This window comes from Actinomyces oris (genome assembly GCF_001553935.1).
GTDB lineage: Bacteria > Actinomycetota > Actinomycetes > Actinomycetales > Actinomycetaceae > Actinomyces > Actinomyces oris_A.
Window position 1 is genome coordinate 1,976,963 of the sequence record NZ_CP014232.1, and the last position, 25,328, is coordinate 2,002,290.

General features: G+C 67.7%; 11 protein-coding genes and 1 pseudogene. 10 read left to right on the forward strand and 2 right to left on the reverse strand.

Translation table 11 applies throughout. The annotated features are described in order from the left end of the window. Positions 1-62 precede the first annotated feature (62 nt). The 10 genes and pseudogenes from AXE84_RS08045 (at position 63) to AXE84_RS08085 (ending at position 20,440) form a co-directional block, all read left to right on the forward strand. On the forward strand, positions 63-2,675 hold the full coding sequence (locus tag AXE84_RS08045; protein ID WP_236750026.1) for a VWA domain-containing protein: 2,613 nt from the start codon (positions 63-65) through the stop codon (positions 2,673-2,675). Between the two features lie 125 nt (positions 2,676-2,800). Further along, positions 2,801-6,382 (forward strand): tubulin-like doman-containing protein, encoded by a 3,582-nt coding sequence (locus AXE84_RS08050; RefSeq protein ID WP_060957502.1) that lies wholly within the window; start codon positions 2,801-2,803, stop codon positions 6,380-6,382. A gap of 1 nt (position 6,383) precedes the next feature. Next, positions 6,384-9,113, forward strand: a complete 2,730-nt coding sequence (locus AXE84_RS08055) for a hypothetical protein (RefSeq protein ID WP_060957503.1) — start codon at positions 6,384-6,386, stop codon at positions 9,111-9,113. A 137-nt stretch (positions 9,114-9,250) separates the two neighbouring features. Then, positions 9,251-11,410, forward strand: coding sequence for a hypothetical protein (locus AXE84_RS08060; RefSeq protein ID WP_208854549.1), 2,160 nt, complete (start codon positions 9,251-9,253; stop codon positions 11,408-11,410). A gap of 38 nt (positions 11,411-11,448) precedes the next feature. After that, positions 11,449-11,811: pseudogene (locus tag AXE84_RS13515) on the forward strand (hypothetical protein); the annotation flags it as partial. Between the two features lie 150 nt (positions 11,812-11,961). After that, complete coding sequence (locus tag AXE84_RS08065; RefSeq protein ID WP_150116263.1) at positions 11,962-14,208, forward strand: hypothetical protein; 2,247 nt, start codon at positions 11,962-11,964, stop codon at positions 14,206-14,208. 30 nt (positions 14,209-14,238) lie between these two features. Further along, a complete protein-coding gene (locus tag AXE84_RS08070) occupies positions 14,239-15,162 on the forward strand; it encodes a hypothetical protein (protein ID WP_060957506.1) in 924 nt (307 codons plus the stop codon). 278 nt (positions 15,163-15,440) lie between these two features. Beyond that, the gene (locus AXE84_RS08075; protein WP_236750027.1) at positions 15,441-16,349 is read left to right on the forward strand and encodes a hypothetical protein; all 909 of its coding nucleotides are present in this window, start codon (positions 15,441-15,443) and stop codon (positions 16,347-16,349) included. A gap of 101 nt (positions 16,350-16,450) precedes the next feature. Beyond that, positions 16,451-17,509 (forward strand): hypothetical protein, encoded by a 1,059-nt coding sequence (locus AXE84_RS08080; protein ID WP_060957508.1) that lies wholly within the window; start codon positions 16,451-16,453, stop codon positions 17,507-17,509. Positions 17,510-17,902: 393 nt separating this feature from the next. Continuing rightward, positions 17,903-20,440: a hypothetical protein gene (locus AXE84_RS08085; protein ID WP_236750028.1), complete on the forward strand. Its 2,538-nt coding sequence runs from the start codon at positions 17,903-17,905 to the stop codon at positions 20,438-20,440. 66 nt (positions 20,441-20,506) lie between these two features. Here AXE84_RS08085 and AXE84_RS08090 read toward each other — a convergent pair whose 3' ends face one another. Next, entirely contained in the window at positions 20,507-23,959 is a 3,453-nt protein-coding gene (locus AXE84_RS08090; RefSeq protein WP_060957510.1) for an AAA family ATPase, read from the reverse strand. Beyond that, complete coding sequence (locus AXE84_RS08095) at positions 23,956-25,281, reverse strand: metallophosphoesterase family protein (protein WP_060957511.1); 1,326 nt, start codon at positions 25,279-25,281, stop codon at positions 23,956-23,958. Before AXE84_RS08095 ends, AXE84_RS08090 begins: the two co-directional genes overlap by 4 nt. Positions 25,282-25,328: the final 47 nt, after the last annotated feature.

Here is a 25,328-nt window from a genome sequence, read left to right on the forward strand (position 1 = left end):
GGCCTCTCAGCTCATTCGGGGCTTGCCTCTCAGGTAAGGGCGAGGGGTCGTTGGTCCTCCTGATGGACCAGTCGGGTTCCCTGAGGCAGTCGGATCCGGAGAAGGCGAGAGTCAAGGCGAGCCAGTACCTTGCGCAGCGTCTCGCGGCCTTCGCCGACTCCTCCAAGGCCACGTTGAAGGTGAGGGTCGCGGGATTCGCCTCCGACTATCACGCGCTGGGCGATTGGGTGACGATCAACTCAGGTTCCCTGGCTGAGGTCGGCAAGCAGATCACCGCAGCCGGGGACGATCTCAAGGACTACGACACGGACTACTGGACTGCTCTGGAGGGAGCGCGCCAGGACCTGGCGGGACATGACCGCTCAGAGTGCCGGGCGGTGGCATGGTTCTCGGACGGCGCCTACGACCTCGATGTGCGGGACTCTGAGCAGTCCCAGCAGGATTTCGGCACCACCAAACCCTATGCTCCTGGCTCCGCCTTGACTGACGAGTCGGGCGTGAAGACGGCCGAGTCCGCAGGAAAGCAGGACATCTGCCGGCCCACTGGACTCGCTGACCAGCTGCGTTCCTCCCACATCACGTTGCTGGGCATTGGACTGAGCAGCGGAGACTCCAACTTCGATTTCATGAAGAGAATCACGCTCGGTGGAGGGGCGAATGCCGCTAAAAACTCAGTTGAGTCGTGCGGCAATGTCTCCGATCCACCGGGTGGATTCTATCCGGTGACGGATATCGACTCACTGCTCATGGCGTTCGACTCGATCTCCGCCCCGGGGCGCTCGGTCTCCAGCAGCACGACCAAGATTTGTCAGGGCGACGTGTGCTCCGACGGAGAGACCAGCTTCGTCCTGGATCGTTCGCTGCGCAGCGTACATATTCTGGCCTCGTCGGATACGCAGGGACTGGAGGCCGACCTCTACGCCCCTGGTTCTCAGACGCCCATCGCGATGACATCGGACTCCAGCGGCCCGCAGAACAAGCAGGGCGTCTCATACGAGTGGATGACGGGGCGGACGCTACGAATCGACCTTGACTCCGCCAACGCCGCCGCATGGAACGGGCAGTGGCGCCTGGTCTTCGTGGACAGGCGGTCAGCCTCAGCAGGACATGAGGTTCATGTCAACCTTCACCTCAGCTCGCCGTTGTCAATGGCCTGGAAGAACCTGGGACAGACGACCCTGCGCCAGGGGGAGGCGGTGCCGAACGCCGACCTGAAGCTGGTTGACGGCGTCGGAGGCCCGGAGGTTCCTGCGTCGGATCTCACCGGTCCAGTCTCCCTGAACGTGTCGCTGAAGGATGCGAAGGGAAAAGAGCACACCCTCTTCACGAGCACCGACCCGGCCTCTCTGTCCACGCCGCAACGGATCACGATTCCCAAGGACGCTGCTCTCGGCAGCGGCACCCTGACCACCAGCCTCACCCTGACAACGGGTGATGCCACCAGTGCCAGCGGCTCACCCGTCAAAGGCACCACGCTCTCGCCATCGCTGGTCTCGACCGCGGTGACTGTCTCGCCGCCGTCGAACTACCCGACCCTGGGTGACCAGATCGACTTCGGTCGCATGGATGGTCAGACCGCGGCCAGCGCCGACCTCAAGGTCACCGGGCCGGGCTGTGTCTGGATCGGGGACGGTCAGACCACTCTCACCGGCTCCCCGAAGGAAGCCGGAACCGTCACGCTCTCGGCTCAGGCGTCGTCGAAGGACACGTGCGTCAAGGTCGAGGAGGGGAAGACGGGAACCGTACCGGTCAAGCTGGCGGCTCAGGAGCACGCCAACGGCGCGGTGACAGGAACCGTGACCGTCACAGTGGCTCCGCTGAACAACCAGGGAGAGCCCCAAAGCGTCGCCGTCCCCTTCAAAGCCGACATGCGCCGCCCGCTCAACGTCGGCACCGCATGGACGGCATTCATCATCGCGCTGCTGTGCGGAGTGCTGATCCCGATCGGAGTCCTCTACCTCCTCAAGTACCTCTCGGCAGTGATCCCCTCGGGCTCGCTGGTCGCGGGCACGACTGTCGTGGACGTGCCCCGTGACGGAACCTCTCCCAGGATCGAGCTGCCCTCCCAACGGATGAGGATGTACTCCCTGCGGGGCCGCACGCGCACCTTTGAGATGGACGGCTACCGACTGCGCGCCATCATGGGACTGTCGCCTACTGCGGTCCCCCGGGTCGAGCTCGTCGAACCGGAGGTTCCATCGGTCTCCGGGGCGACTCCCGGATCACGTGGTGGGCGGGCGGTCGTGCCCCTGGGAGTCCGGGGCCAGTGGATCGCGGTTGCCGACCAGTCGTCGCAGTCGGACGACGCGCGGCGGGTGACCCTGATCGTGCTGGCAGCCTCACTGGACGACGCCGTCCTGGCCAAGGTTGTGGACGATGCCCGCGCCCATCTTGCCTCTCGCGTTGACTCGATCCTTCCTGCTGAGCCGGCCGGGGCGTCGACTTCAGCAGCAGAGGGGCGAATCGGGACTCTGCCCACAGCGGGGACATCGATGGCGGAGGCCGGGGGCGGCTTCGGCTCCCTCAATCCGGTCGACGACAGTCCTTTCACCGGCTTCCCGACCAGTTCGGGGACGCCGTCGCCACAGGTGTCCAGCCCAGAGGTAGAGGCAGACGAGCGTCCCTCGTCCAACTCCGATCCTCAGGACCCTCCGGCCGCCCTGCCCACGTTATAGCGTCTAGTCAATGGGGCGCGCCTCGTAGAGAGCGCACCGGAATCATGGTGGTTATCAGTCCGTGACCTGCGGCGATACGGCCACTCATATAATGCCGAAGGCTGGCAGAAAGGAACGATCGAACCATGCACAAGGTCCTCGTCGTCGGATGCGGTGGGTCAGGCGCCAGAACGCTGTCCTACATGCTGGACCAGCTGCACGCGGACCTGGCGGTCCACGGGATCGATGAGGTGCCGGGCTGCTGGCAGTTCCTCAACGTCGACACCCCCCTTCAGGAGGAGCAGGGCGAGGCGGTGGCCTCGGTGAGCCGCCAAGGGGGCTCCTATGTGGCATGCGGCGTCGCCAACGGTGAGTACCGCGTCGTCGACGAGGCTCTGACTCAGTCGGTTCAACGTAACGGCAGTCAGGGGCTGCGACAGCTGGCCACCTGGATGCCTCGCCGCCCCAAGGACGTCGCCTTCCCCGTGACAGTGGGTGCCGGACAGTTCCGGGGGATCGGTCGCCTGCTCGTTCTGACGAGGCTGCGTGACATCTCGCAGGCCGTGCAGTCGGCTCTCGCACGCATGGTGAGCCCCAAGGCTCAGGAACAGGCGGCCCTGGTCTCACAGGCGGTTCCCGGAGCCGGTCCCGCCCCCGACACCACGGCTCCGCCCCTGGTGCTCGTCGTCTCCTCGATGGCTGGAGGGTCTGGGGCGTCCATGACCCTCGATGTGTGTCGCCTCATCGCAGGAGTCAACTCGACGCCGGCGATCGACCCCCAGCTCATCTCGGTGTTCCTCTACACCGCCGAGGCCTTCGCCTCGGTACCGGCACACATGCGCTCGGGTATGCCGGGCAACACCCTGGCCATGCTGGGGGAGATCGTGGCCGCCCAGGCGGGGGCCGACGGCGCCGCGGCCGAGCTCGACCAGCGGCTCTACGAGACGCTCGGACTGACGAATCGGGCGGGGCGGGCTTTCAAGCGAGTCACCCCGATCGGCCTGCGCGCCGGCGGCTCCGGCGCGGTCTTCGGGGACGGCACCACCGAGGGAGTCTTCCGGGGGATGGGGCGCGGCCTGGCGCGCTACATCTCGTCGTCGGCCTTCGACGACTATGTCTCTTACGACATCGCCAACCAGGTCTCCATTCCGGGACGGGACATGACCAGCTGGGGCGTGGATCCCACGGACACGGCGTGGGGCTCCTTCGGCTACGCGTCGCTGAGCACCGGGCGGGACCGGTATGCCGAGTACGCCGCCCAACGCATTGCTCGGCGTTCCGTCGACCACAGCCTGGACGGATTCCGTTTGGTGGGTGACACCACCGGTGACACTCAGCGACTTGCCGACCTGTGGGCGCATCGTCAGGACAGTGAGCTGAGCAGCCTGGGACTTCCCACCTCCTCCGGCTCCCCGGTCCTGGCGGGAAGCTCGGCGGTGGACCAGGCCACGATCGACTGGTTCCTGAGTGATACGGTCTCCTCGACCGTCAACAAGTCCGTCCTGGGGGGCCACGCCAAGGACGCGGTCAAGGCCGTGCTGGCTCAACGGCCCCAGGCCGAGGGAATGCCGGTGACCGAATGGGCTGACGGGATGAACCGGTGGCTGACCACGTCCAAGGAGTCGGCCTTCATGTCCGAGCTTGAGCGCGCCAGCCTCAACTACGCGCTCAAACGAGTCGATGAGATGGCTGACCGCCTCGTGGCCACCACCCGGCAGGCGATCGCCGACCTCGGACTTCCTTACGCCCTGTATCTGTTGGGGCGGCTGCGCCAGCCCGGGGGCGTCCTGGACACGCTCATTCCTCGGGTCGCGGCGATGGAGCATCTGGCGCCCCAGCACCCCCTGTCCTTTCCCGACTCCCTCCTGAACCAGCTGCGCGGCATGGGCAAGGCCGTTCTGGGCGGAGCAGGGCTCGGGGAAGTGACCGGCAAGCTCGAGTCCGAGCTGCAGCAGTCGGCATTCCACTGGCTCAGCGCGCGAACCGCCGCTCATCTCGCCACAGCGATGCGCGACATGATGACCTCAGCCGTCAAGCCCTTGGAAGACGTCCTGGACGATGCCCGCAAGGTCCTCGTGGACGCGCGGGCGGTCCGCGCCAGCCAGCAGGGCATCGCCGACGTCACCACGGACGTCTACAGCGCATGGCCCCAGGAGCCTCAGCCCGGCCAGGCCGACGGCAGCATCGTGCCGCAGCGGTTCGCCACCGCCCACAACGAGGTCGTCCTCATGCCGGTGGAACAGTATCCCGGACGGTTCGAGGAGCACATCTCCGACGCCGTCGGCGGTGAACGCGACTTCCACCAGGCGTACTCCCGTACTGTCCAGGAGGTCCTCTCCGGGACCTGGGAGCAGGGGGCGGGGGACAAGCCCCCGGAGGATCTGCTCACCGTGACGACCGCGTGGGTCCCCGCAGGCCTCCAGGGCGCCACCGGAAGCGCCCTTCCCACACCGGCCCGGTACGAGCTGCGTCTGCGCCCCTCGGAGGTCCTGGGCCGCGCCCGAGCGTTCGTCGCACGGCGCGGTGAGGCCTTCGAGGTCTTCTGCAGCCAGTCCCTGCGAAGCTTCCTCACCGACGAGACGGTGGGCGAGCACGAGCGGTCTCAGCGGTCGCAGGCCGTTCTCACCGGCCTGAAACGGACACTGGAGATGGCACGGCCCCTGGTGGAGATCAGCACCGAGACCTACCGCTCTCTTCACAACGGTGACACGCCTGCGCTGGCATACACCTTCTCGCCCATCCCCCTGCGCAATCAGAGCGTCGCCCAGGACTTCCTCGACTACCTCGACCAGGAGTCGACCATCGATCGTGAGCTGGTGCACGACCGAGTCGACAAGGCCCTGGGGGACGAGGACGTCGCCCGCATTGACGTCTTCGGCTCCTACCCCCGCACCCTGCCCGTGGCCTACTCCGGCCTGCTGCGCTCCGTGCGCGAGTCCTGGGACCGGGCCCACGGCTCGGCGGGAGCCCGGGACGCGTTCTGGCGGTTCCGGCGAGCACGTCCCCTCAGCGGTGGACTGCCCTTCGGTGACGCGGAACGCCTCACCATGGTGCGTGGCTGGTGGACGGCCACCCTGGCCGGCGGGATCGAACGAGCGCCGTGGGGCGGCCACTCCGACACCCAGCCGGTACGTGTCTGGGACACCGAGGAGCAGGAGTGGGTGGCCTTCCCCGCTCCCATGCTCACTCCGCCGTCACGAATGATCACCGCCAACGCCTGGCTGCCCGCGGTGCTGGAATCATCCCTTCTGGCGTATCTGCGCGTGGGCGAGGACGGTCTACAGGCCTTCAGGCCCTGGCGGGTGCTGCGCCGATGGGCTGATGCCTCCGTCAACGAGCCGCAGATCGCCTTCGGGGTGTCGACTCCGGTCGACGAGACCGTATCAACGCTCCTGGGCCGGGGACAGGTCGACGGTCTCACTCCGGCCGCCGGAATCGATCAGCTCACGGATCCTGAGCTTCGACGCGAAAAGCTCTTGAGCTACTGCGACGTGATCCTCGGTGACCTGGAGCAGAACTACCTGCCTGGCCCTGGAAAGGCCGATGAACCCGGGCACTTCACCAACTACCGCAGACGTTCCCTGGTGGAGACGACACCTTTGACCATCGATCTTGCCCAGGACATGCACGACGAGCTCAGTCACGTTCGTAGCGTTGTCGCCTCAGCTCCGCCCGCCTCGGATCTGGGCGCCTCGCCGACATCATTCGGATCCGGAATCGAGTACTGACATGGAATCATCAGGGCCTGCCGAGTCCCGGTCTGTATCGGTCTTCGTTGCTCCGCCGAGCCAACGGCCTGTTCTGTCCGCGCTTGTCGACCTGTCCGCCGCTGGGCTGCTCGCTCCCTTCGCCTGGATCGAGAGCGACGGCGAGCCGGACAAGGCAGCGGACCGCTACGACCCCGTCGCCGTGTGGGTCGATCACGGGCAGGTGACAGTGAGCACCTTCTCCCGGATCGTCAACCGCCATGACCTGGAAACGGTCCGGCTGCTCGTCGTCGTTCCTGTGGGGCATCCCGCTCAGGACGCCCTGCCCGCCAGCGCGGAGCAGTTCTATCAGCTCCTTGGGGTGCCGCAGCACGCGCGCCGGGAGAGCCTGCGCGTTATCGTTCCCTACTCCGCGCAGCCGCTGGCCGCCGAGCTGGGGCGCATCGGTTGGCGCAAGATCATGCTCTCCCCGGAGTCCACATCCGATCCGGCCTACAGCGCCATCCCGTGGTGGACCAGGCCGGAGACGGTACCGGGATCAGCCGCGGTCGGTCTGGCGGTGCAGGCCGGTCTGTGCGGGGCCGTCAATGCGGCGCCGCATGACGGACAGCGTGAAGACGTCTCCTACGACATCAACGTCGTGCGCAGCTTCGTCCGTATCGTTGACGCCCACAGCGTGGAGGACCAGCTGCGCCGTCAGGTCACTGAGGTCGGAGAGAGCTTCCCGCAACCCACCCGCGCCGATACCGGTGTCCGGGTCCCGGCGTATGCGGATCCTGAGGCCAGGGTCGCCGCCGTGGCACAGGCCTGGCAGGAGCGCCACATCCACTCGTTGAGACGTCCTCAGGTGCCGATGCCCGAACGCGCCGGTGCGCGCCGCATGGGGGCCCTCGAGGCGCTCAAGCTCTTCTTCTCCTTCCTGGTCAAGGCGCTCATCGGAGCTCCCGGTGAATGGCTCCGCAGCCGTGTTCGGGCCGCCAAGGCCTCCATCGCCTCTGGAGTGGCGTCGGCGGTCTTCGGTGAAGGATCCGCGGTACAGGTCGTCGTCGGAGGCGTGGACTCCAACGGGCGGACCGTCGGCTGGAACGAGCTGACCGATGCCGCCAAGCGTGCCAGCGACACGTTGCCCGCGGACTTCCCACGGTCGGGTCAACCCGTCCAACGGGATTTCGGGGCCTTGTGGCAGGACCTGGTCTCAGGAACGATCGCCCTGCTGGACGGCTCGGCCCACTCGTCGCTGGGCATCCAGGCCTACGAGGGGTACCTGCCGCGACGTGATGCCATCGCCGCACCTCCCGGCCCGAGGAGTCGCATCGAGATCACCGAGCCACTGGGCGACCTGCCGGCCGGCACCGTGCTCCACTCCTGGGACCAGCTCGAGATCGACCGCGTCCGCACCTATCTGCAGCAGCTCTCCCAGTCCCAGCACTCCCAGGGCCCAGAGGCGGCACGCCAGCTGGCGGAGATAGACCGGTGGCGAGCCGACAACAGCCGTCGCCTTCTGCCGCGCCTGGGCGCCGTTCTCTCCAACTGCTTCACCTCCACCAGGAACGACGTCGCCGCGCTGTCCCACGAGCTCCAGTCGCTTCTCGGGCAGGAGCCCGGCGGGGAGCTGGAGCAGCGCCAGCGCAGGCTGGCCAGGATCCTGCGTCTGTTCCTGCTGGTCCTCGTGATCGTCCTGGCGGTCCTGGTGGTGAGTAAGACCATGGGCCGCATTGGCTGGCTGTACTTCGCGCTCCTTGCGGTCGTGACAGTCATCGGGTGGCTGGCCGTCTCGATATCAACCTTCGTCTCGCAGCAGCGTGAGGTCTTCCGCATCCTGTTCAGGATCGAGGAACGAGACCAACGCATCCCGCTGCTCACCGCGAACCTTCGGCTGGCGGTAGAGGACCTCGCCGCCCAGGGGGCCGCCTACTCACAGTTCAGGCGCTGGGCGACAATCGTCTCGGCCTTCTTGGAGGACCCGCTCGGGGCCCGTGACACAGGACCCGACCGGAGCTCGCAGAAGGTTGTGCTCCCTGATGCCATCCAGCGGGTCGAGGCAGAAGCCTCGCCTGAGCACCTCGCCGACGCCGCTGCCTCCTTGCGCACGAACGTCTTCACCGTGGGCTGGCTCACCCAGGCCTGGGAGACGATGCGTGCCGGTATTGGCGCGGACCTGGACCCTGAGCAGCGCAACCGTCTTGCGACCCGGCAGCTGGTGCTGACGGCGGAGTCCGGTGAGGCGGGAAGCGCCTTGAGCAACTGGGCGCAGGGTCTGCAGACCAAGGGGGTGCGCTCGGCCCAGGCGAGTCAGATCTGGCAGAAGTGTCTGGCGATCCTCTCGGGGGATCAGGGCCCCGACCCCCGGCTCACGGTGATGACGCCCTCGGGGGAGCGGCGTCAGGTCTCCGCCTACTGCCATGATCTGACGACCGGGGGCTCACGATCAGTGGTGCTCGATGTTCTCGGGCCGGTGGCCCGTTCGGGCCCGCAGTCCCTGACAGTGCCCGACCAGTCCTGGCTCAGCCAGTGGAACGACGGGTTGTCTCCCACGATGGTGCTGGTCGAAACCACGAACCCGATTGCGCCGGCTGACTTCATCTACCCGGATCACGACCAGAGCCCGAGCGGCCCGCTCGCCGGGATGGACTACTTCAACGTCGGACGGGACCAGATGGCGCCTCCTGGCAGCGCCGGTTCCTCCTCCAACGGGGCTCCGGGCGATACGCCCGCAGGGCCGGAACCCTTGTCCGGTCCTCTCGAGTACTAGCGGGCAACGGGCCGCACCTGAGCACATCAACTGTGGCAGCGTCACTGAGCCCGTTGTCTCCCCTCACATACCGACCCTGAGGACACTCAAATATGGCTATCAGTTTTCGTGAATTCACGCATGCAATGACGCAATGGATGAACGAGGCACCTGAAGAGGTCAAGCAGCACCTCCGTGCCTCGTCATGGAAGTCCCTCATGCTCACCGGAAAGGATGTTGACGGCGGAACGGTCTTCTCCCCTCAGGAAATCGTTGACCGTGTGCTGGACGGGAACAATGAGCTGACCATGACCGTGGCCCTGCCGGTTGCGCTCATGCTCAACAAGAGGTTCGGTCCCAAGGAGGGGGTCAGCGTCCAGCCGGGGGAGCAGGGAGCCGACGCCGGCGAGACTCCGTCCGGGAACGCCCCCTCGCCCGATGTTCCCGTCGCGCAGGAGGACACCCACGAGGAGCCGACGCCGGAGCCGGACCAGGCGCCGCAGGCCCCTTCCGATGAGGAGACGATCGAGTGGATCTTTCCCGCCTACGACTATTCGCGTGAGGATCTTGACCGACCTGAGGAGGGAGGGCGAGTCTCGGTCACCGTCAGTGACGTCGGAGGCAGCCTGCGCTACACCTGGCCCGATGCGAAACAGTCCGAGGTCTATCGGGTGGTCATCTCAGACCTGGAGGACCCCTACAGCCCGGATGACTTCGACGAGGTGGCCGTCACTGAGGGGCTGAATGCACTGGACTCGGCCCCATGGACAACGGCCGTGCGCTTCGTCACCGTATGGGGCTACGAGCGCCTCGGCGATGACGAGAAGTATCTGGGGCAGTGCCGGCGAGTCGCCAGTCGCGTCGTCGTTCACCCCGTGGCGCAGTGGTCCCTGAGCTTCAACTCCGAGTCCCGGTGCGTTGACGCCTCCTGGGAACCTCCGGTGGCTCCCCCCGGGGCCACGGTGAAGGTGCGCACCGCCCGCCTTCCTCTGGAGCAATCGGTCGGGCGCTATCTGCGCGGGAGTGCCTGGCTCAGCTGCGAGATCCCGAACAATGGAGCAGGATTTCAGGACTCTGAGAATCTCGTGGGGGGAAAGCAGTACAACTACGTTGCCGCCGTCGAGGCCCAGATCTCCGGGGAGACCTACACCTCCACGCCGATGCGCCAGCAGATCACTCCCGAGGTGGAACGCGAGAAGATCGTCGACCTGGGCATTGCTGACGACGAAGGGAGTGACCCGGCACGCGGGTCGGCTCTGCGACTGACGTGGACCCAGCTGTCTCAGTCCTCCGTGACGGTCTACCGCACCCAGAGGCCTGTGGACCCGGCGGCATCCGATCGAGCCACCGTTCCCGAGGAAGCACTGGCGAACGCGGGCCTTCCCCAGGACGCGGCCATCACTGCGGCCGCAGGCATCGAGCAGCTCGACACCTCGGCCCGGCAGCTGCGCACGATCTCTGCGGTTCCATGGCCGGACGGGCATGAGTGGGACACCATCTACTTCACCCCGGTGACCTTCCACGGTGATGGGGAGGTGACGATCGGCACGACCGTCCAGCGCAAACGTGCCACCAGCATCGAGAACGTCACGCTGACTCGCCGTCTGAACTGGGATCTGGTGACATTCACCTGGCCGGGCGATGCGACTCTTGTCGAACTGCGCATGACGGCTCTGGACGCTCCGTTCGATGCCTCGGCAGCGCCTTTCATGTCCGTGACCCATGAGGACTACCAGGCTGATGGCGGCTGCGTCATCAAGAACGGCCTGCCCGCTCCCGGCGGGCGCCTCCACCTCAATGCGATCACCTACATGTCCGGCACCCAGATCTCCTCACCGCCCGTGAGCATTGAGGTTCCCTCCTTGTGGACCTACCAGTACTCTCTCAAGTGGCCGGGCGACGTGAAGGTCATGGGCGGTTTCATGCGTCAAGCGGTGGCGCGTTTCGGGCACACCGTCGTGGAGATCACCGTTGAGGCCCTCAGGGGGGTCCCAGATCAGTCGGGAGCCATCGGACTGGCCCTGCTTCATAACCCCTCGCACCTTCCTCTCCACGCCGCTGACGGGCAGCGAGTCAACTTGTTCCTGGAGCGCCCCACCAAGGACAACCACCCGCAGGCTGAAACGTCCGTCCAGGTGCCGCCTAACGGCCAGCCGCTGTCACTATGGTTCGATCACTCGAAATTCCCTGCCGGATACTTCAGGCTGGTTATCGACTCCTATCCACTGAGCGCCATTGACGAGAAGGCTCGGCATCTGGCGCTCGAGCACTTCGGTCTGGTCGATCCTTCCCTGTCTGCTCTCATCAAGAGGGGGTGACCCTGGTGGGAGACGACTCTGATCCGAATGTCGGGTTGATGTCGGGATGCGAGCAGCTTCTCTACACCAATGTCGACCATGTCGTTGACGGGGTAGAACGCTCGGGGTGGCAGACGATGACGCAGACTGCCGGCCTGAGTGACGGTGATGCAAGCACGCTCTACGCGCTGATCGACCCCACCCTCAATCCCGTCACGCCCCTGTCCGGATTCCCCACGGAACAGGAGGTGGCGGCAGCTGATCGACGCCTGGCACAGTTCTGGACGGACGAGGGCCTGGTACTCGTCCACACCGCTCCGGCGGGGAACGACACAACGGGACGGCCCAACACCATGACCCATGTGGTGCTTGCCAAGCACCACGAACCAGCGCCCGACCTACGAACCATTGACCTGTGGCGATCACCCGGCTGGGTGACTCCCTTCGGGCCCGAGCAGGTGAGGCAGGCGGAGCTTCCCGACCCGGCGTCGCTGCGACCCGGCGCCAGCGTCGACGACGACACGGTAGCCGAGTTCCTGGCCGACGGCTCGCGGAGCCCGGCCCTGGTTGCCATGGCCGACGCTCTCGAGCCGGGGCTGCTCCAGACGATCCGCGCCCAATGGGATGGCGTGCCATCTGACCAGGCACGCAGGAGGAACACTGTGGTCCTCGCAGTGTCCTCGACCGATGAAGCCGCCCTGTGGATCGGGGCGCTGCTGCGCACCTGCGCCCCGGCCACCGGACGGTACCTGAGCTACTCCGTCCTCCAAAGGATCCTGACGCCCTCGGACGTCGAGATGCTCCTACAATCTCGTATCGACGTGGCCTGCGTTCCGAGACAGGACCTGACGAACATGGGGGAGTCTCGACCGGGCCTGGTCGTCATCGACCCCAACGAGAGCGGCGCTGTCGAGCCGGCGCCGACGACGTCGTGGGGACGCCTGGTGGCGTTGATGAGTCAGGACCTGGGAGCGTGGGTCGCCGCCTACGAAGGAATGAAGGACGTCCTCAGCCTCCTGCCCGATCATTCCGATCTCAGCCCGGGGTGGCCGCTGGCCGCGGCCGAGGCCTGCGATCCTGGGCTCCTCGAGCCTCAGCAGGAGGAGACGCCGAGTTCTTCACAGGACGAGGAGGCGCGCGCACAGGATGAGGCGGAGCTCATCGAGGTGGAGCTCGTGTCGTGCTACCCGAGGTCGATGGTCGGTAATGACTACCTCGCAGCTGTGGTGACTGATCGCGTACTCGGCTCAGCGACGCAGAACCCCGCCGCCTGGTATGCGCGCCTGTCTCGGATTCCCCGGTGGGCACCAGTGAGTGGACTCGTCAGTGGGCTCTGCGAACGCTACCTCGATGCCGCGTGCCGCGAGGTCCGGTGGATGACCGACCTCGAACGCCCCGTCTCCGAGCAGGCCAACCGTTGCCTGCGTCAGTGGAGCGGGATGCCGGAGCATCGGTCCACGGTCGATGCAGCACTCGCGCAGGCCAAAGAGCGTGTCGAGGCCGAGCAGCCGGGCACTGCGGGGGGCCTGCGCGTCTTGGACCGTATGCTCCGAGAGCACGTCAGCGTCTCGACCCGGACATGCGATGTCCTCCTGCAGGGATGTGCCGACATGATGCAGCCGGCCGCCTACGGTTCTCGTGAGCAGCGTGAGATTCTTGCTGTGCCTGCGACATCGCTCAGCCGTAGCCTGCTGGCCGACCGGGTGAGCTGGCAGCTCGATAGCGAGGAGCACTCTGGGCGACTAAGGGTCCTGCCCAGTCTCAGTCGTGAGGTCCTGGACTGGTTGAGTCAGGACAACGAGCCCGGGAATCGAGTACAGATCGAAGCACAGGTCGCTTTGACGCAGCTCGCCGCTGGTGGGAAGGACGCCGGCAGGGCATGCCGCGCGCTGGGGCGCTTGGGGGGACTCTTCAGTCTTCAACCCACGGTGGTCGAGGTGCTGTCGCAGCAGGCGACGCCCGATATGTTGCAGTACCTCCCTCATGGCTGTCAGAACTTCCACGAGATCTTCTCCGAGGTCTTGGCCAGGAGGTATGACTCGGAGAATGCGGATAAGGTGGCCCGGACTCATCTCGAAAGTTACGGATTCACTGATCGCTCCCTGACTATCGGCATAAATCACCGTTTCTCCCCATCTGCTGCCATGAGCCTGGTCGTGCTCAGTCGAGGGATGCCTCTGATGAGCCGTCGTAGCGACGTTGAGGCTCTGCACTATGCTGGCAACGTGCTGAGCGCCTTCTGTGCACTGGCGGCTCACCATCACGACCTCGGCCGCGAACCGGTGCGTCAGGCAATGGTCAAGGCCCTGGCGGTGCTGCTGGCCGGAGTCTGGAGCGGCAAGCGCATTCTTCTTGAGGGCGTCGTCTGGAAAGGGGACGGCCCCGAGGTTCGGTCGGTGAATCAGAATCTGGAGCAGGTGATGGCGGAGCTTCCCGATATTCTCCAACGGCACCCGGAGTACCTGATCTCCGATGATGACAACGGGCCGGGTGTGCTGATGCAGCCCTTGGTCCGGAACCTCTATTTCAGCAGCGGCGTTCGCATGTCAGAAAGCATGGTGGCTCAAGCTGATGAGCAGGTGAGTCAGCTGAGGCAGTCTGAAATGGAGTCCTCCGCCCTGTTCTCAGGTAAGCATGATGCAGCTTTAGCGACAGCTCGTGCTGTCATCGCTCGCGGCGGGGCTGGGGCGGTCGAGCTGTGGCGACCGATTCTTTATGACCTGTTTGATCATGATGCCGGGGCCCGCCGCTGGGTCGATAAGACCCTGCTGTCTGCTGCGAGTCGTGGTTCCGGAAGCCGTCGGAGGATACTGAGATGACACTGAGACTGCTGTGGGAAAGGAAAGCCAATGCCTGACATCCTCGCGAGTGGGCAGTGGAGGGAGTTCTCGGTGAGCAACCGGGGTGCTCTGGAGATCGGCCTGGTCGCTCCCGTGCCCGCCACCCTGGAGGTTGTGGGGACCTCGAGCGCTCCGAAGTATCTCGGGGCTTCGCGCGATGCCGTCGCGTTTCCCGGAAGAGCGGTGTCGGCTGAGCGGCCCGTCATCGTTCGTGCCAACGTGTCATCCCAGGAGGCCTTCCCCGGCGACTGCGTCGTCGACCTGTCCTTCGACGCCGCCGGGGGAGAGCACGCCTACCTCATCAGGGCAATCCCGGTGGCGGGCCAGGCCAGCGCCCCACTCCTCCAGCTCACGCTGGAGGATGACGCGATTCGTGTCCGTCCAGGTGAGGGAGGCGTGGCGACGCTCGGGCTGGGGGGCTGGTGCGCCAAGCGCCGGCAGGAGTCCGGGGCGTCCTTGATGCCAACGGTCACAGAGGTCATCCTCGACGCCTCCGCATCCATGGTGCAGCACCGGCCCCGCGTGGAGTCGTTCCTGGACTTTGTGGCCGACTTGTACGCAACCCTGGGCATCGCGGCACCTCACGTGCGTTCCCTCAGCGTCGGTGGCTCAGTCGATGCGTCTTCAAGGGGGATGGGCGGGATCGGCTCAGTGCAGGTGGACCCCGATGCCCGGGGCAGGCGCATCGTCGTCACTGACATTCCCTTGGAGACGGGGCGCTGCGAGTGCCTTGTCCTGGGCAGCCCGGAGATCGTTCGTGCGCTGGCCCCCCACAGCGGGGCGCCCTACTTCGTGCCCGATGGTGATGCGTGGAACGAGCTTCTGCGGGAGGATGCGGCTTTCACCTCGCAGACTCTCGCCACCATGGACCCCCTTCTGGACTGGCTCGCTCAGCCCGCTTCATCTAATGTGTCGATTGGAACGTCATCATGAGTTCTGCGTGCCCCTACTGTTTCACTCCGATCTCTCCGTCCGAGATATTCCTGAGGTGCACCGGTGGGTGTGCCGAGGTCCCGGACCCCCAGGCCTCCGCTTACGCCGGCTATGAGACGAAGCGCACTCCTTTCTATCGAGAGACTCTGAGGCAGGACGTCAAGGTTCTTCCGAGCGCGGTGAAGTGTCGGCGTTGCCAGTCGATGTGCGTGCAGGAAATCTGCAGGATCTGCCATCGAGACCTTCCGCAGGGCTGGCGCGATGCCAACGTGTTCACCATGGCCATCACGGGAGCGCGGGGGGCGGGTAAGTCCGTCTATATCGCCGTCATGGTCAACGTGCTGCGTCGGTATGCGCAGGAGAGGGCGTGCACGGTGCAGCCGTACACGCGCCGCACCCAGGACGCCTATAACTCCGTGTACTATCGGCCGCTGTTCAAGGAGAATGTGGCCATGGAGGGCACCCACCCGTTGGGTGTGGGGGTCTTCCTAGAGAGCGATCCTCTGATCTGGGAGGTCTCGGGGGCTCGGTCGGGGCGCCTGTACATCGTGATGCGGGATGTTCCGGGCGAGGATATGGAGAACCTCACTGGTCGGCCGCCCGCGTTCAGCTTCCACGATCGAGCCGACCTGGTCATCTTCCTCTTCGACCCGATCCTGCTGGACTCGGTGCGTCAGGTGCTCTCCGGCATCATTCCGGACGTCGATAAGGGAAGACTGGGCGCGCGATCCGGGGAGGTGCTGCCGGCGATCATGGGGCTCATGGAGTCCGGTCGGGCGCTCCTGGCCCTGACGGTCTCCAAGTTCGACTCCCTTCACCAGCTGCCCCAGGCGATGAGCCCGATGGCGCCGGCGCTGGCCAATCCGGCGGCACACGTCAACCGGGATGACACCATGATCCTGGCTGGTATGCAGGAGCCTGACGCCGGTAGGCTGCTCATGGAGGACCTCGACTTCCTGGATGCTGAGGTGAGGTCGCTCTTCCAGCTGATCGGAGAGAAGTCGGTGACGCTCCTGGCTGAGCAGGCCAAGACGAACCGGCAGATCCATGACTATCGGCACTTCGCTGTGTCTGCGGTCGGTGAGTCTCCGAGGCACAACGAGCAGCTCACCGAACGGGGTATCTCTCCGTTCAGGGTTCTCGATCCGGTGCTGTGGGGCATGCACGTCAGGGGCCTGACATTGTGACGCACTCGGCAAGGCCGCCGGCTCCTCGTGTCCGGGGCGCCGGTGGCGTAGCCTCGGGGTCGTAGAGACCCCATCGGTACCCTCTGGCAAGGAGCCTCATCGTGTCCCGTCCTCTCTCCCGTGGGCCGCAGTTCGACGACGACGCAGAGGCGGATGCGGCCGTCGACCGTACCGGCCGCATCGATCACATTGATCGCGGACGGCCCACCGAGCGGATCGACCTCGACCAGCTGGAGGCGCTGCCGGAGGCCACGGAGGCCATCGCCATGCCGCCGGGAGGGGAAGGATGGGGGTACCTGCCGCCCTCGACGTCGACCCCGCAGCTGGCCGCCTCCCCGGACCAGCGCGGCCAGTACACGCAGGTCCTTCAGCCCATGCCCGCGGCGCCGCAGACGATGGCCATGGGAACGCCGCCGGTCTACCCGGCTGAGCCGGTCTACGCCGACCCCGAACCCGCGAGGCGCATGGTCTCCCAGATGCCGGTGCAGGAGACCTGGGGCGAGCCCGAGCCGGAGCCCCCGGTGGTGCTTCCGCGCCCGCCTGAGCGCCGTCGTACCGCCGCCCTGCCGGTGGGGACGATCATGGTGCTCGTGGCCTGCGGGGCCCTGGGGTGGGGGACCTACACGCTGCTGAGCACGCTGCACGTCTTCGAGATCCTCTCGACTCAGAGCTGGACGCCGAACTGGGCCGCCATCGGTGCCGTCGGCGGTGGCGCGGTGCTCGCCTTCGTCGCATTCCTCGTGTCCTGCTCGGCCCTGGCCAGGGCCAAGCCGAAGGGTCCTGCCGCCCTGCTGGTCCTGGCGGCACTGTTCCTGCCCCTGGTGGCCACAGGAGCGGGTATCTACTACGGGGCGGGCGTGCTCAAGACGCACACTCTGGCCGAGGCGGAGAGCTTCTCCGGTCAGCTCAAGATCGGCAATGTCGACCAGGCGCTCAAGGCGCTGCAGTCCGGGGTCTCCTTCCCGGGACGGGACGACCTCATCAGCATCCTCAACACGGTCAAGGACAAGGCCGCCGAGCAGGGTGTGGCCCCGTCGGACACGGACTCGCAGGGGACCGACCAGTCCGGGGACCAGCAGGACGGCTCCCAGGACGGTGGCGGTCAGGAAGGCGGCGACGGCCAGCAGGGTGAGGGAGACTCGGCCGGAGGCCAGGGCTAGGGCTCAGGTGCGGTAGGACGTTGGGCGTACCGAGGACGGGCATGACCGTGCTCATTCGCGGACGGTGCGGATCGCATATCAAGATCGGGTCACGAAACTGGTGCACGGCCGGTTTCTATGAGGTAAAACTGCCGTGTTTGATTCCCTATCGAAGGCAGACCTGTGTCCAACAGCAGTTTTCCTCCCGACCCTTCGTATGGCACTGGTGAGGCTCCAGTCCCTGCGCCCCCGACGACGTCGGGGCCGGAGACCGGCAGCTTCCCTGCTGTGCCCGTGCCGCCTCCGCCGAGTGCCCCCGTGCCCGAGGCGTACAGCGCGACCGAGGTCCCTGTGCCCCCGGTCGCCGCAGGCACCGCTCCTGCAGCGCCGGTGCCACAGGCTCAAGGCGGATTCGTGCAGCCCGGGCAGGCCGCTCAGCCTTCGCCCCTGGCGCAGACCTTCACCGCCTGGTTCCGCGGCCCGGGCCTGACCTCCACGGCCCTGAGCCTGGCGATCGTGCTCGGATCTGCAGCCATCAGCGCGATTCTCACGCTGGTGGCCATGTCGACCATGGACTCGACGAAGATGTTCCCGACGACTTTCTCCACGCTGCCGCTGCTCATGGGCTGGAGCCTGGGCGGGCAGTTCGTCATGTCAGGGTCGAACTCTTACGAGACCGTCACCCTGACCTTCACGCTGCTGCCCATGGGGGCGCTGACCGCCGCCGGCATCGGGGTCTTCTGGCTGGCGCGCCGCCGAGCCGCGGTTGACGGGTCGGCAGCCCCGCTGGTCCCGACCCTGGCGCGGGCCGGAGCCGAGGCTCTGGCTGTGGCCCTGGTGGCCTGCTTGGTGACGGCACCGTTCTCCATGACCGCCACGATGATGGGGCTGAAGGTCATGACGGTCTCCTCCTCCGCGCTGATGACGATCCTGTTGGTGACTGTGGTGGTCTTCGTCGCGCTGGTGGTGGCTCGCAGCGGCGGGTCGCTGCTCGAGCGCCTGCCGAGCCCGGTGGTGCAGATCAGCCGTGAGCTGGGCGCCTTGAGCACCGCACTGGGCGTGGTCCTGGGGATCTTCATCATCGTCGCCTACATCGCTGCGGTACTGATCCAGGGGTCGGGTTTCGCCTCGATTCTTCTGTTGCCGGTGCTCCTGCCGAACCTGGTGCTGCTTGCTCTGGGCATGGGATCCCTGGGAGGTATCACCCTGGACAAGAGTGAGGCCGCAGCGGCCCTGGCCTACTTCCTGCCGTCCTTGGGCGGTAAGGACGGCGGCGACGCCTACGCCTGGACCTGGTTCGGCAGCTGGTCGATCCTGCTGTTCGCGGCCATGATCGTGGCCATCGTGGCGGCGGCGCTGCGCGTGGGTGTCAGGCGTTCCCGCACGGGGCGGACCGAGTGGCAGCGCGTCTGGCAGCTTCCGCTCGTGGCGCTGGCCCTGGGGGCGATCGTCTTCTACGGGCTGCTTCCGTTGCGTTTCTCAGGCGCTGACACCCCGATGCGTTCCTCGGGCGGTGGATCCGGCCACTACATGTCTGTGAGCCTGCAGCCCAACGCCCTGACCTTCCTCCTGGTTGGGGTCGTCGCGGCGATCATCTCGGTGCTGGCGGAGATGCTCCCCCTGTGGGCTTACTCCTCCTTCCCGGCAGTGCTGCAGCTGGCCGGTGGGAAGAAGGCCAGTGCGGCCTGGCGTGCGGGCAACTCCGGCGTGGCTCCGACGTCGTCGGCCCAGCAGTGGGCGTACAGCACCGACCCGGCCACCGGGGCCAGCATCGCCACGGACCCGACCACCGGTGCCGTTTTCTCCATGGACCCGGCGACCGGCCAGTGGGTGGAGACCACGCCGGCCTCACAGGCCCCGGCTCCCGGCTTCGGCGGTGCGGCTGCAGGCGCGCCTGCTTCGGGCCAGCTGCCCGAGCCCGCCCCGATGAGTGCGGCCTCGCGCAAGAAGGTCATTCTGGGACTGTCTGCCTTCGGAGTCGTGGTGGCACTGGTGGTGGCCGGCGTCGTCGCGCTCAACGTCGTCAACGGCATGCGTGGCCCTGACAAGGCGGTCGAGAGCTACCTGACGCTCCTGTCGGAGGGGAAGGCCACTGAGGCCACCAAGATGGTGGACCCCGGTGTCCCCAACGACCAGCGCAAGCTGTTGACCGACGACGCCCTCAAGGCCGCCAAGGCGAGGATCAAGGTCACCAAGATCGAGGAGCCCACCATCACTGGTGACACCGCCACGATCAAGGCTCACCTGTCCCTGGATGGGAAGGCTTTCAAGTACGACTTCACCGCCTCGAAGACGTCGGGCTCTTTCGGGCTGGACAGCTGGAAGGTGGATAAGCCCCTCGTGGTCTCCGCGGACTTCAGCTCCTCCGCGCTTCCGGGGCTGAAGGTCGCAGGGGTTGCCATCGACATGGCCAAGGATAAAGACGGGTTGAGTGGGTATCGCTCGACCCAGGTCGCCTACCCCGGTGTCTACCCGGTGGCGGCGCCGGACTCTGTCAGCAAGTACCTCACTGCCAAGGAGACGTCCTTCACGTTGATTCCTACGGGTGAGGGTGCGAGCGCGGAGGCGGAGTCGGTGGGCACCCAGACGGTGAATGCCACTCCCACTGACGAGCTCAAGACCAAGGCGTTGGCGAAGGTCAAGGAGCAGACGAAGACCTGCGCGACCGTCCCGACGAACTCGGACAAGCCCTGCCCCTTCCAGCTCACCACGGACATGACCTCGTTGTCGGTGGAGAAGGACGCCACGAAGGTGGAGTTCTCCAAGGACATCAGCAATGACCTGTCCTTCACCTCCGACGAGATCAGCATCTCCGGGTCTCCTAAGCCGACGACCTTCGACAAGAACCCCAGCCCCCGCAAGGCGAAGTTCACCTTCTCCGGGAAGGTGGAGCTGCCGGAGGGCGGCGGCGATCCCACCATCACCATCGAGTCCAGCAGCAGCGTCTTCTAGGGCCACTGGCCGGTGCCGGCCGCTGGGTCGGCACCGGCCAGCAGGATGCGTTCGCGGCGCGTCGTCTCAGGCGGTCACCTTCAGGGTGGAGCCGCCCGAGGCGACGCGCCGCACTGCGATGCGCTCGGCGATCTGGTCGCGCAGCTCGGCCACGTGGGAGACGATGCCGACGGTGCGCCCACCGGCGCGCAGGTGGTCGATCTGGGCCATGACCGCCTGGAGGGTGTCGGCGTCCAGGGTGCCGAAGCCCTCGTCGATGAAGAGGGTCTCCAGGCTCACGCCCCCGGACTCGGCCGAGACGACGTCGGCCAGGGCGAGGGCCATTGACAGGGAGACGTAGAAGGTCTCCCCGCCCGAGAGGGTCCGGGGGTCGCGGGTGCGCTCGTCTCCGAGGTGGTCGACGACGGCCAGCCCGAGTCCTTTGCGGCGCCGGCGTTGGCTGGTCTCCTCGGCGACCCGGATGAGCTCGTAGCGCCCGGAGGACATCTGGGACAGGCGCTCGTTGGCGAAGACGAGGACCTCCTCGAAGCGGGCCTGCAGCACCCAGGTGGCCAGGGGTGTGCCGGCCTCGTTCTCCCCGCGGGCGAGGTTCGCCACCCGGATGAGGTCGGCGCTGGAGCCGGCCGCCTCCTCATAGGCGGTGGCCGCCTGCTCGACGCCGTCGACGGCCCGGCGCAGGTGCTCGTGGGACTCGGCGGTGCGTGCCTGAGTGGAGGCGGCCTGCCGGGCGGCGGCGTCCGCCTGGGCGAGCTCGGCGGTGGCGGCCTCGAGGCGGTCCTCCTCCTGGCCGCTCAGGGCGGCGATCTGTGGGTCCTCCAGGCCCAGGCGGACCCGCTCCCGGGCGGTGGCGGCGGCGCGCACGCTGGCCGCCAGGGCCTCGATGGCGCCGCGTTCCATGAGTGCCGCCGTTGCCTGGGCCACACTGGTGAAGCCCTCCTCTGTCAGCGCGGAGGCCAGGTCGGCCAGGGCGCTGCGGGCCTGGGCCAGGGCGGTGCGGGCTGTGTCGACGTCCTGGGAGGCGTCCTCGGCCTCCTTGGCCCGCACGAGGAGGGCGGCGGCGCGGGTGGTGACGCTCGGCCAGGTCCCGCGCGCCTCCAGGCAGCGCTGCTGGTCCTGGGCGAGGGCCTCGCGCTCGGCCTCCAGGCGGCTGCGGGCGGACTCCTGGGCGGAGCGGGCGGCATCGAGTGCGGCGCGCTCCTGCTCGGTGCCGGCATCGAAGGCGTCGAGCCGCTCGACCAGCTCTTCGACGCCGTCGGCTGCGGCCCGTGCCGTGGCCAGGGCGGTGGCGGCCGCCTCCAGCGCCTCCTTGGCGGCGGGGGCATCCATACCGTCACTGGTGCGCTGGGCCTCCTGAAGCCGGGTGGCACAGGCGTCGCGCTCCCGGACGGCGCCGCTGAGCGCCTCGTCGGCCTGCTTCTGGCGTTCCTCGGCCGCCTCGACCTGCTGCCGGGTGGCGCCATCGGTGCCGGCGGAGGCGGGGGAGGGGTGCGTGGTCGAGCCGCACACGGGGCAGGGCTCGCCCTCGGTGAGCTCACCGGCGAGCGCCCCGGCGGTCCCGGAGATCCAGGCCAGACGGGTGGCACGAACCTGTTCGGTCGCCTCCCGCGCGAGCGCCGCTGCCTGAGCGCAGGCATCGTCCCGCTGGGCGAGCTGGGCGCTGAGCTGCCCGACGGCCAGGGCCGCCCGGTGGCGCTCCTCGGCCCGGGCCCGGCGGTCCTGAAGGCCGTCGAGGCGCTCGTGGGCCGCGCGTGCCGCCTCCAGCGTCTCCACCAGGGCGGTGCGCTGCGCGGGGCGCTCGGCGAGCTTCTCCGCGCGCTGCTCCAGCTGGCCGGCGGCCCGCTGCAGCTCCGCCTCCCGCTGCTGTAAGGCGCTCTCGCGCTCAGGGAGGCCGGCCTCCAGGTCCACGAGGGTCTCGAGCTGCCCGTGCTCGCGACGGCAGTGGTGCGCCAGGTCGTCAAGGCCGCGGGGGCTCAGGGCCTCAGCGCGGTCCGACTCCGATTCGCCGGCCGCTATAGGGGGCTCTGCCGCGTCCGAGTTCTGTGGGGCCGTGTCCACTTCGGCATCGCCGGCCCTCGCCTCGCTGGGTTCATCCTCAAGGGCGGCGAGCTGGCGCTGCGCCTCACGGACCAGGGGCTCGACGAGGGCGGCGGGCGTCACCGCGGCACCATGACTGTGGGTGTTGCTGCCGGTGGCCTCCTCTGCGCTGCCGGCACTGGTGACTCCGGCCTGTTCGGCCAGGTGGGCCAGGCCGCTCTGGTCGGCACGGGAGGCAAGTGCAGCGACGGCCTGCTGGGCGCGGCGGTGGGCGGCCTGCTCGGCGACCAGGTAGGGCCGCACCCGGGAGGCTCGTTCGGCGGCCTGGAGACGCCGGGCGTCGTCGGCCTCCTGCTCGGCGCGCTCGGCCAGCCGCTCCTTCTCCTCGATCAGTGCCCGGCGTCGCTCGAGGAGGTCGTGGAGGCTCTGGGCCTCCTCACGAGCCGACTGCGCCCGAGTGAGGGCCGTCCCTGCCGCCTCAGAGCGAGCGTCGGCCGATGCGACCCGGTTGTGGGAGGCCTCCAGAACCTCAGCCCCGATGCGGCGAAGAGCCACCAGGTCCGGGGCGGCTCCGGCCATCGCCGCCTCCAAGGCTTGGGCTGGTGCCGGGGCGGGGGCGTCGTCGGCCTCCTGAGGCTCCGTACGGCCGGCGTCATCCATGGGCAGCAGCAGCGCCTCCTGGGTCCCTCCGGATGGGAGCTCCTGAGACGAGTTATCCGGTGACGAGTCCTCCGAGTGAACTGCCTGATCGACGTCGGCCTCCTCGCCGGCATCTGTGGTTCTAGTGGGGGAGGGGGCCTCGGTGAGGAGGGGGTGCCGTCCCAGGGAGGCGACCTGCCCTCGCAGGTCGGCCGCGGCCTGCTCGACCCGCCGGGCCCCGTCCCGGGAGGCCTGGATGAGGGCGTCCTGGATGGCGTCGTAGATGCCGGTGCCGAAGACGTCCTTGAGGAGGTGCTGTCGCTCGGAGGAGTCGGCGCGCAGGAACCGGGCGAACTTGCCCTGCGGCAGGACGACCGTCTGCGTGAACTGCTCCCGGCTTAAGCCCACGGCGCGCGCGATCTCCGCGTCGGCGTCACCCACGCGGGTGACGGGCTCATCGAGCGGCTCCCCGCCGACCTCGGCCAGGTGCCAGAGCTTGACGGTGCCGTTCTGGGTGGTGGTTCCCTGGCCGCGCCGCTTGGCCCGCTCGTAGGTGGGGGTGCGGCGCACCCGGTAGACGCCGGCGCCGGTGGAGAAGACGAGCTCGATGACGCTCTCGGTGTGCGGGCCCACGAGGGTGGAGCGGATGCGCTCCTTGGAGGAGTCGGCCGAGTCGGCCACGTCCCCGTAGAGGGCGAAGACGATCGCGTCGATGATGGTGGTCTTTCCCGAGCCGGTGGGGCCGGTGAGCAGGAATCGGCCCGAGGCACCCACCGCGTCGAAGTCGATGTGCTCCCGCCCTGCGTAGGGGCCGATGCCGGTCATGGTCAGGGAGTGGATCCTCATCGCTCGCTCCTCGCGCTCGCCAGGGCGGACTCATAGGCGCTGCGCAGGACGCCGCGCTCGGAGGGCTTGGGGGCGCGCCCGCAGACGTCGTCGAAGAAGTCCTCGGTAATGCGCAGCGGGTCGGCCGCGGCGGTGACGGCGATGCGCTCGCGGGCGGTGCGCGTGGGGGCCTCGTGCTGGAAGGCCAGGAGGCTGGGGAATCTCTCCTTGAGGGTGGCCAGGGCGCCGGGTGGCCGCTCGCCCTGGAGGATGACGCGCACCCAGGCGCCGGTGGCGTCGTCGAAGGCGGGGGAGAGGAGTTCGGGCATGGTGCCGGTCAGGGTGCGCACCTGGTGCAGGACCGGGGTGGGGATGCGCTCCAGACCGGTGACGCCGTCGGCGCTGAGATCCAGCAGGACGGAGGACTTGGTGGCGGAGTTGCGGGCGCCTTCGGCCTCGTCGAAGGAGAAGGGCAGGGGCGAGCCGGAGTAGACCAGGCGCGGGCCGGCGGGCCGGGTGAGCTCCTGGGGCCGGTGGAGGTGGCCGAGGGCCACGTAGTCGAGGCCGCCGCTGCGCTCGGCCAGGGGCGAGCCGCCCAGGGTGTTGAAGACGCCGGAGGGCACGGAGTCGATGCCGCCGACGCGGATGTCTCGCTCGGACTCGCAGGCCTCGCCGCCGACGACGAAGGCGTGGGCCATGAGCAGGCTCGGCAGGCGCCGGCTGCGGGCCGAGCGTAGGCGGTCCAGGTCTGCGGCCACGAGGCGCAGGGCGGCGGAGACGACGGCCTCGTGGGAACGGGGCAGGCGCGGGCGCTCCGGCGGGTTGGGCTGAGTGGTGGTGCCCTCACCCTCGGCCTGGTCTTCCCCTGCTGTGTGCTTCGTGGAGGTCTCTTCGCCGAGGCGTTCGGCGAGGAGGGGCGGGAGTATTTCGCGGGCGGCGTCGGGGTCGAGGTAGGGCAGGGCGTGGACGATGGCGGCCTCGTTGCCGTCGGCGTCGGGAAGGATGATGCCGCGGTCGAGGCCGGCGGTGCGGGCCCGGATGATGAGGCCCTCGCGCATGAGGTCGGCGGCGAAGCCGAGGCGGCGGGCGGAGTCGTGGTTGCCGGGGGTCAGGACCACCCGGGTGCGCTCGGTCAGGCGGCGCAGCGTCTCGTCCAGGAGGGCGACGGCGTCATTGGGCGGGATGACCCGGTCATAGACGTCCCCGGCGACGAGGACGGCATCGACTGACTCGGCGGCGACGAGCTCGACGAGGTGGTCGGCGAAGGCGGCGTGCGCGTCATCGAGCACGCGCCCGTGGAAGGTGCGCCCCAGGTGCCAGTCGGAAGTATGGAGGATCCGCATGCCGACACTGTCTCACAGCCCACCGACATCAATAACGGCGGCCTGTG

What these genes read in the sequence shown, in the direction of transcription:
- AXE84_RS08045 (WP_236750026.1), top strand. Translation starts at nt 63, where the DNA reads ATGGACCAGTCGGGTTCCCTGAGGCAGTCGGATCCGGAGAAGGCGAGA.
- AXE84_RS08050 (WP_060957502.1), top strand. Translation starts at nt 2,801, where the DNA reads ATGCACAAGGTCCTCGTCGTCGGATGCGGTGGGTCAGGCGCCAGAACG.
- AXE84_RS08055 (WP_060957503.1), top strand. Translation starts at nt 6,384, where the DNA reads ATGGAATCATCAGGGCCTGCCGAGTCCCGGTCTGTATCGGTCTTCGTT.
- AXE84_RS08060 (WP_208854549.1), top strand. Translation starts at nt 9,251, where the DNA reads ATGAACGAGGCACCTGAAGAGGTCAAGCAGCACCTCCGTGCCTCGTCA.
- AXE84_RS08065 (WP_150116263.1), top strand. Translation starts at nt 11,962, where the DNA reads ATGGCCGACGCTCTCGAGCCGGGGCTGCTCCAGACGATCCGCGCCCAA.
- AXE84_RS08070 (WP_060957506.1), top strand. Translation starts at nt 14,239, where the DNA reads ATGCCTGACATCCTCGCGAGTGGGCAGTGGAGGGAGTTCTCGGTGAGC.
- AXE84_RS08075 (WP_236750027.1), top strand. Translation starts at nt 15,441, where the DNA reads ATGGCCATCACGGGAGCGCGGGGGGCGGGTAAGTCCGTCTATATCGCC.
- AXE84_RS08090 (WP_060957510.1), bottom strand. Translation starts at nt 23,959, where the DNA reads ATGAGGATCCACTCCCTGACCATGACCGGCATCGGCCCCTACGCAGGG.
- AXE84_RS08095 (WP_060957511.1), bottom strand. Translation starts at nt 25,281, where the DNA reads ATGCGGATCCTCCATACTTCCGACTGGCACCTGGGGCGCACCTTCCAC.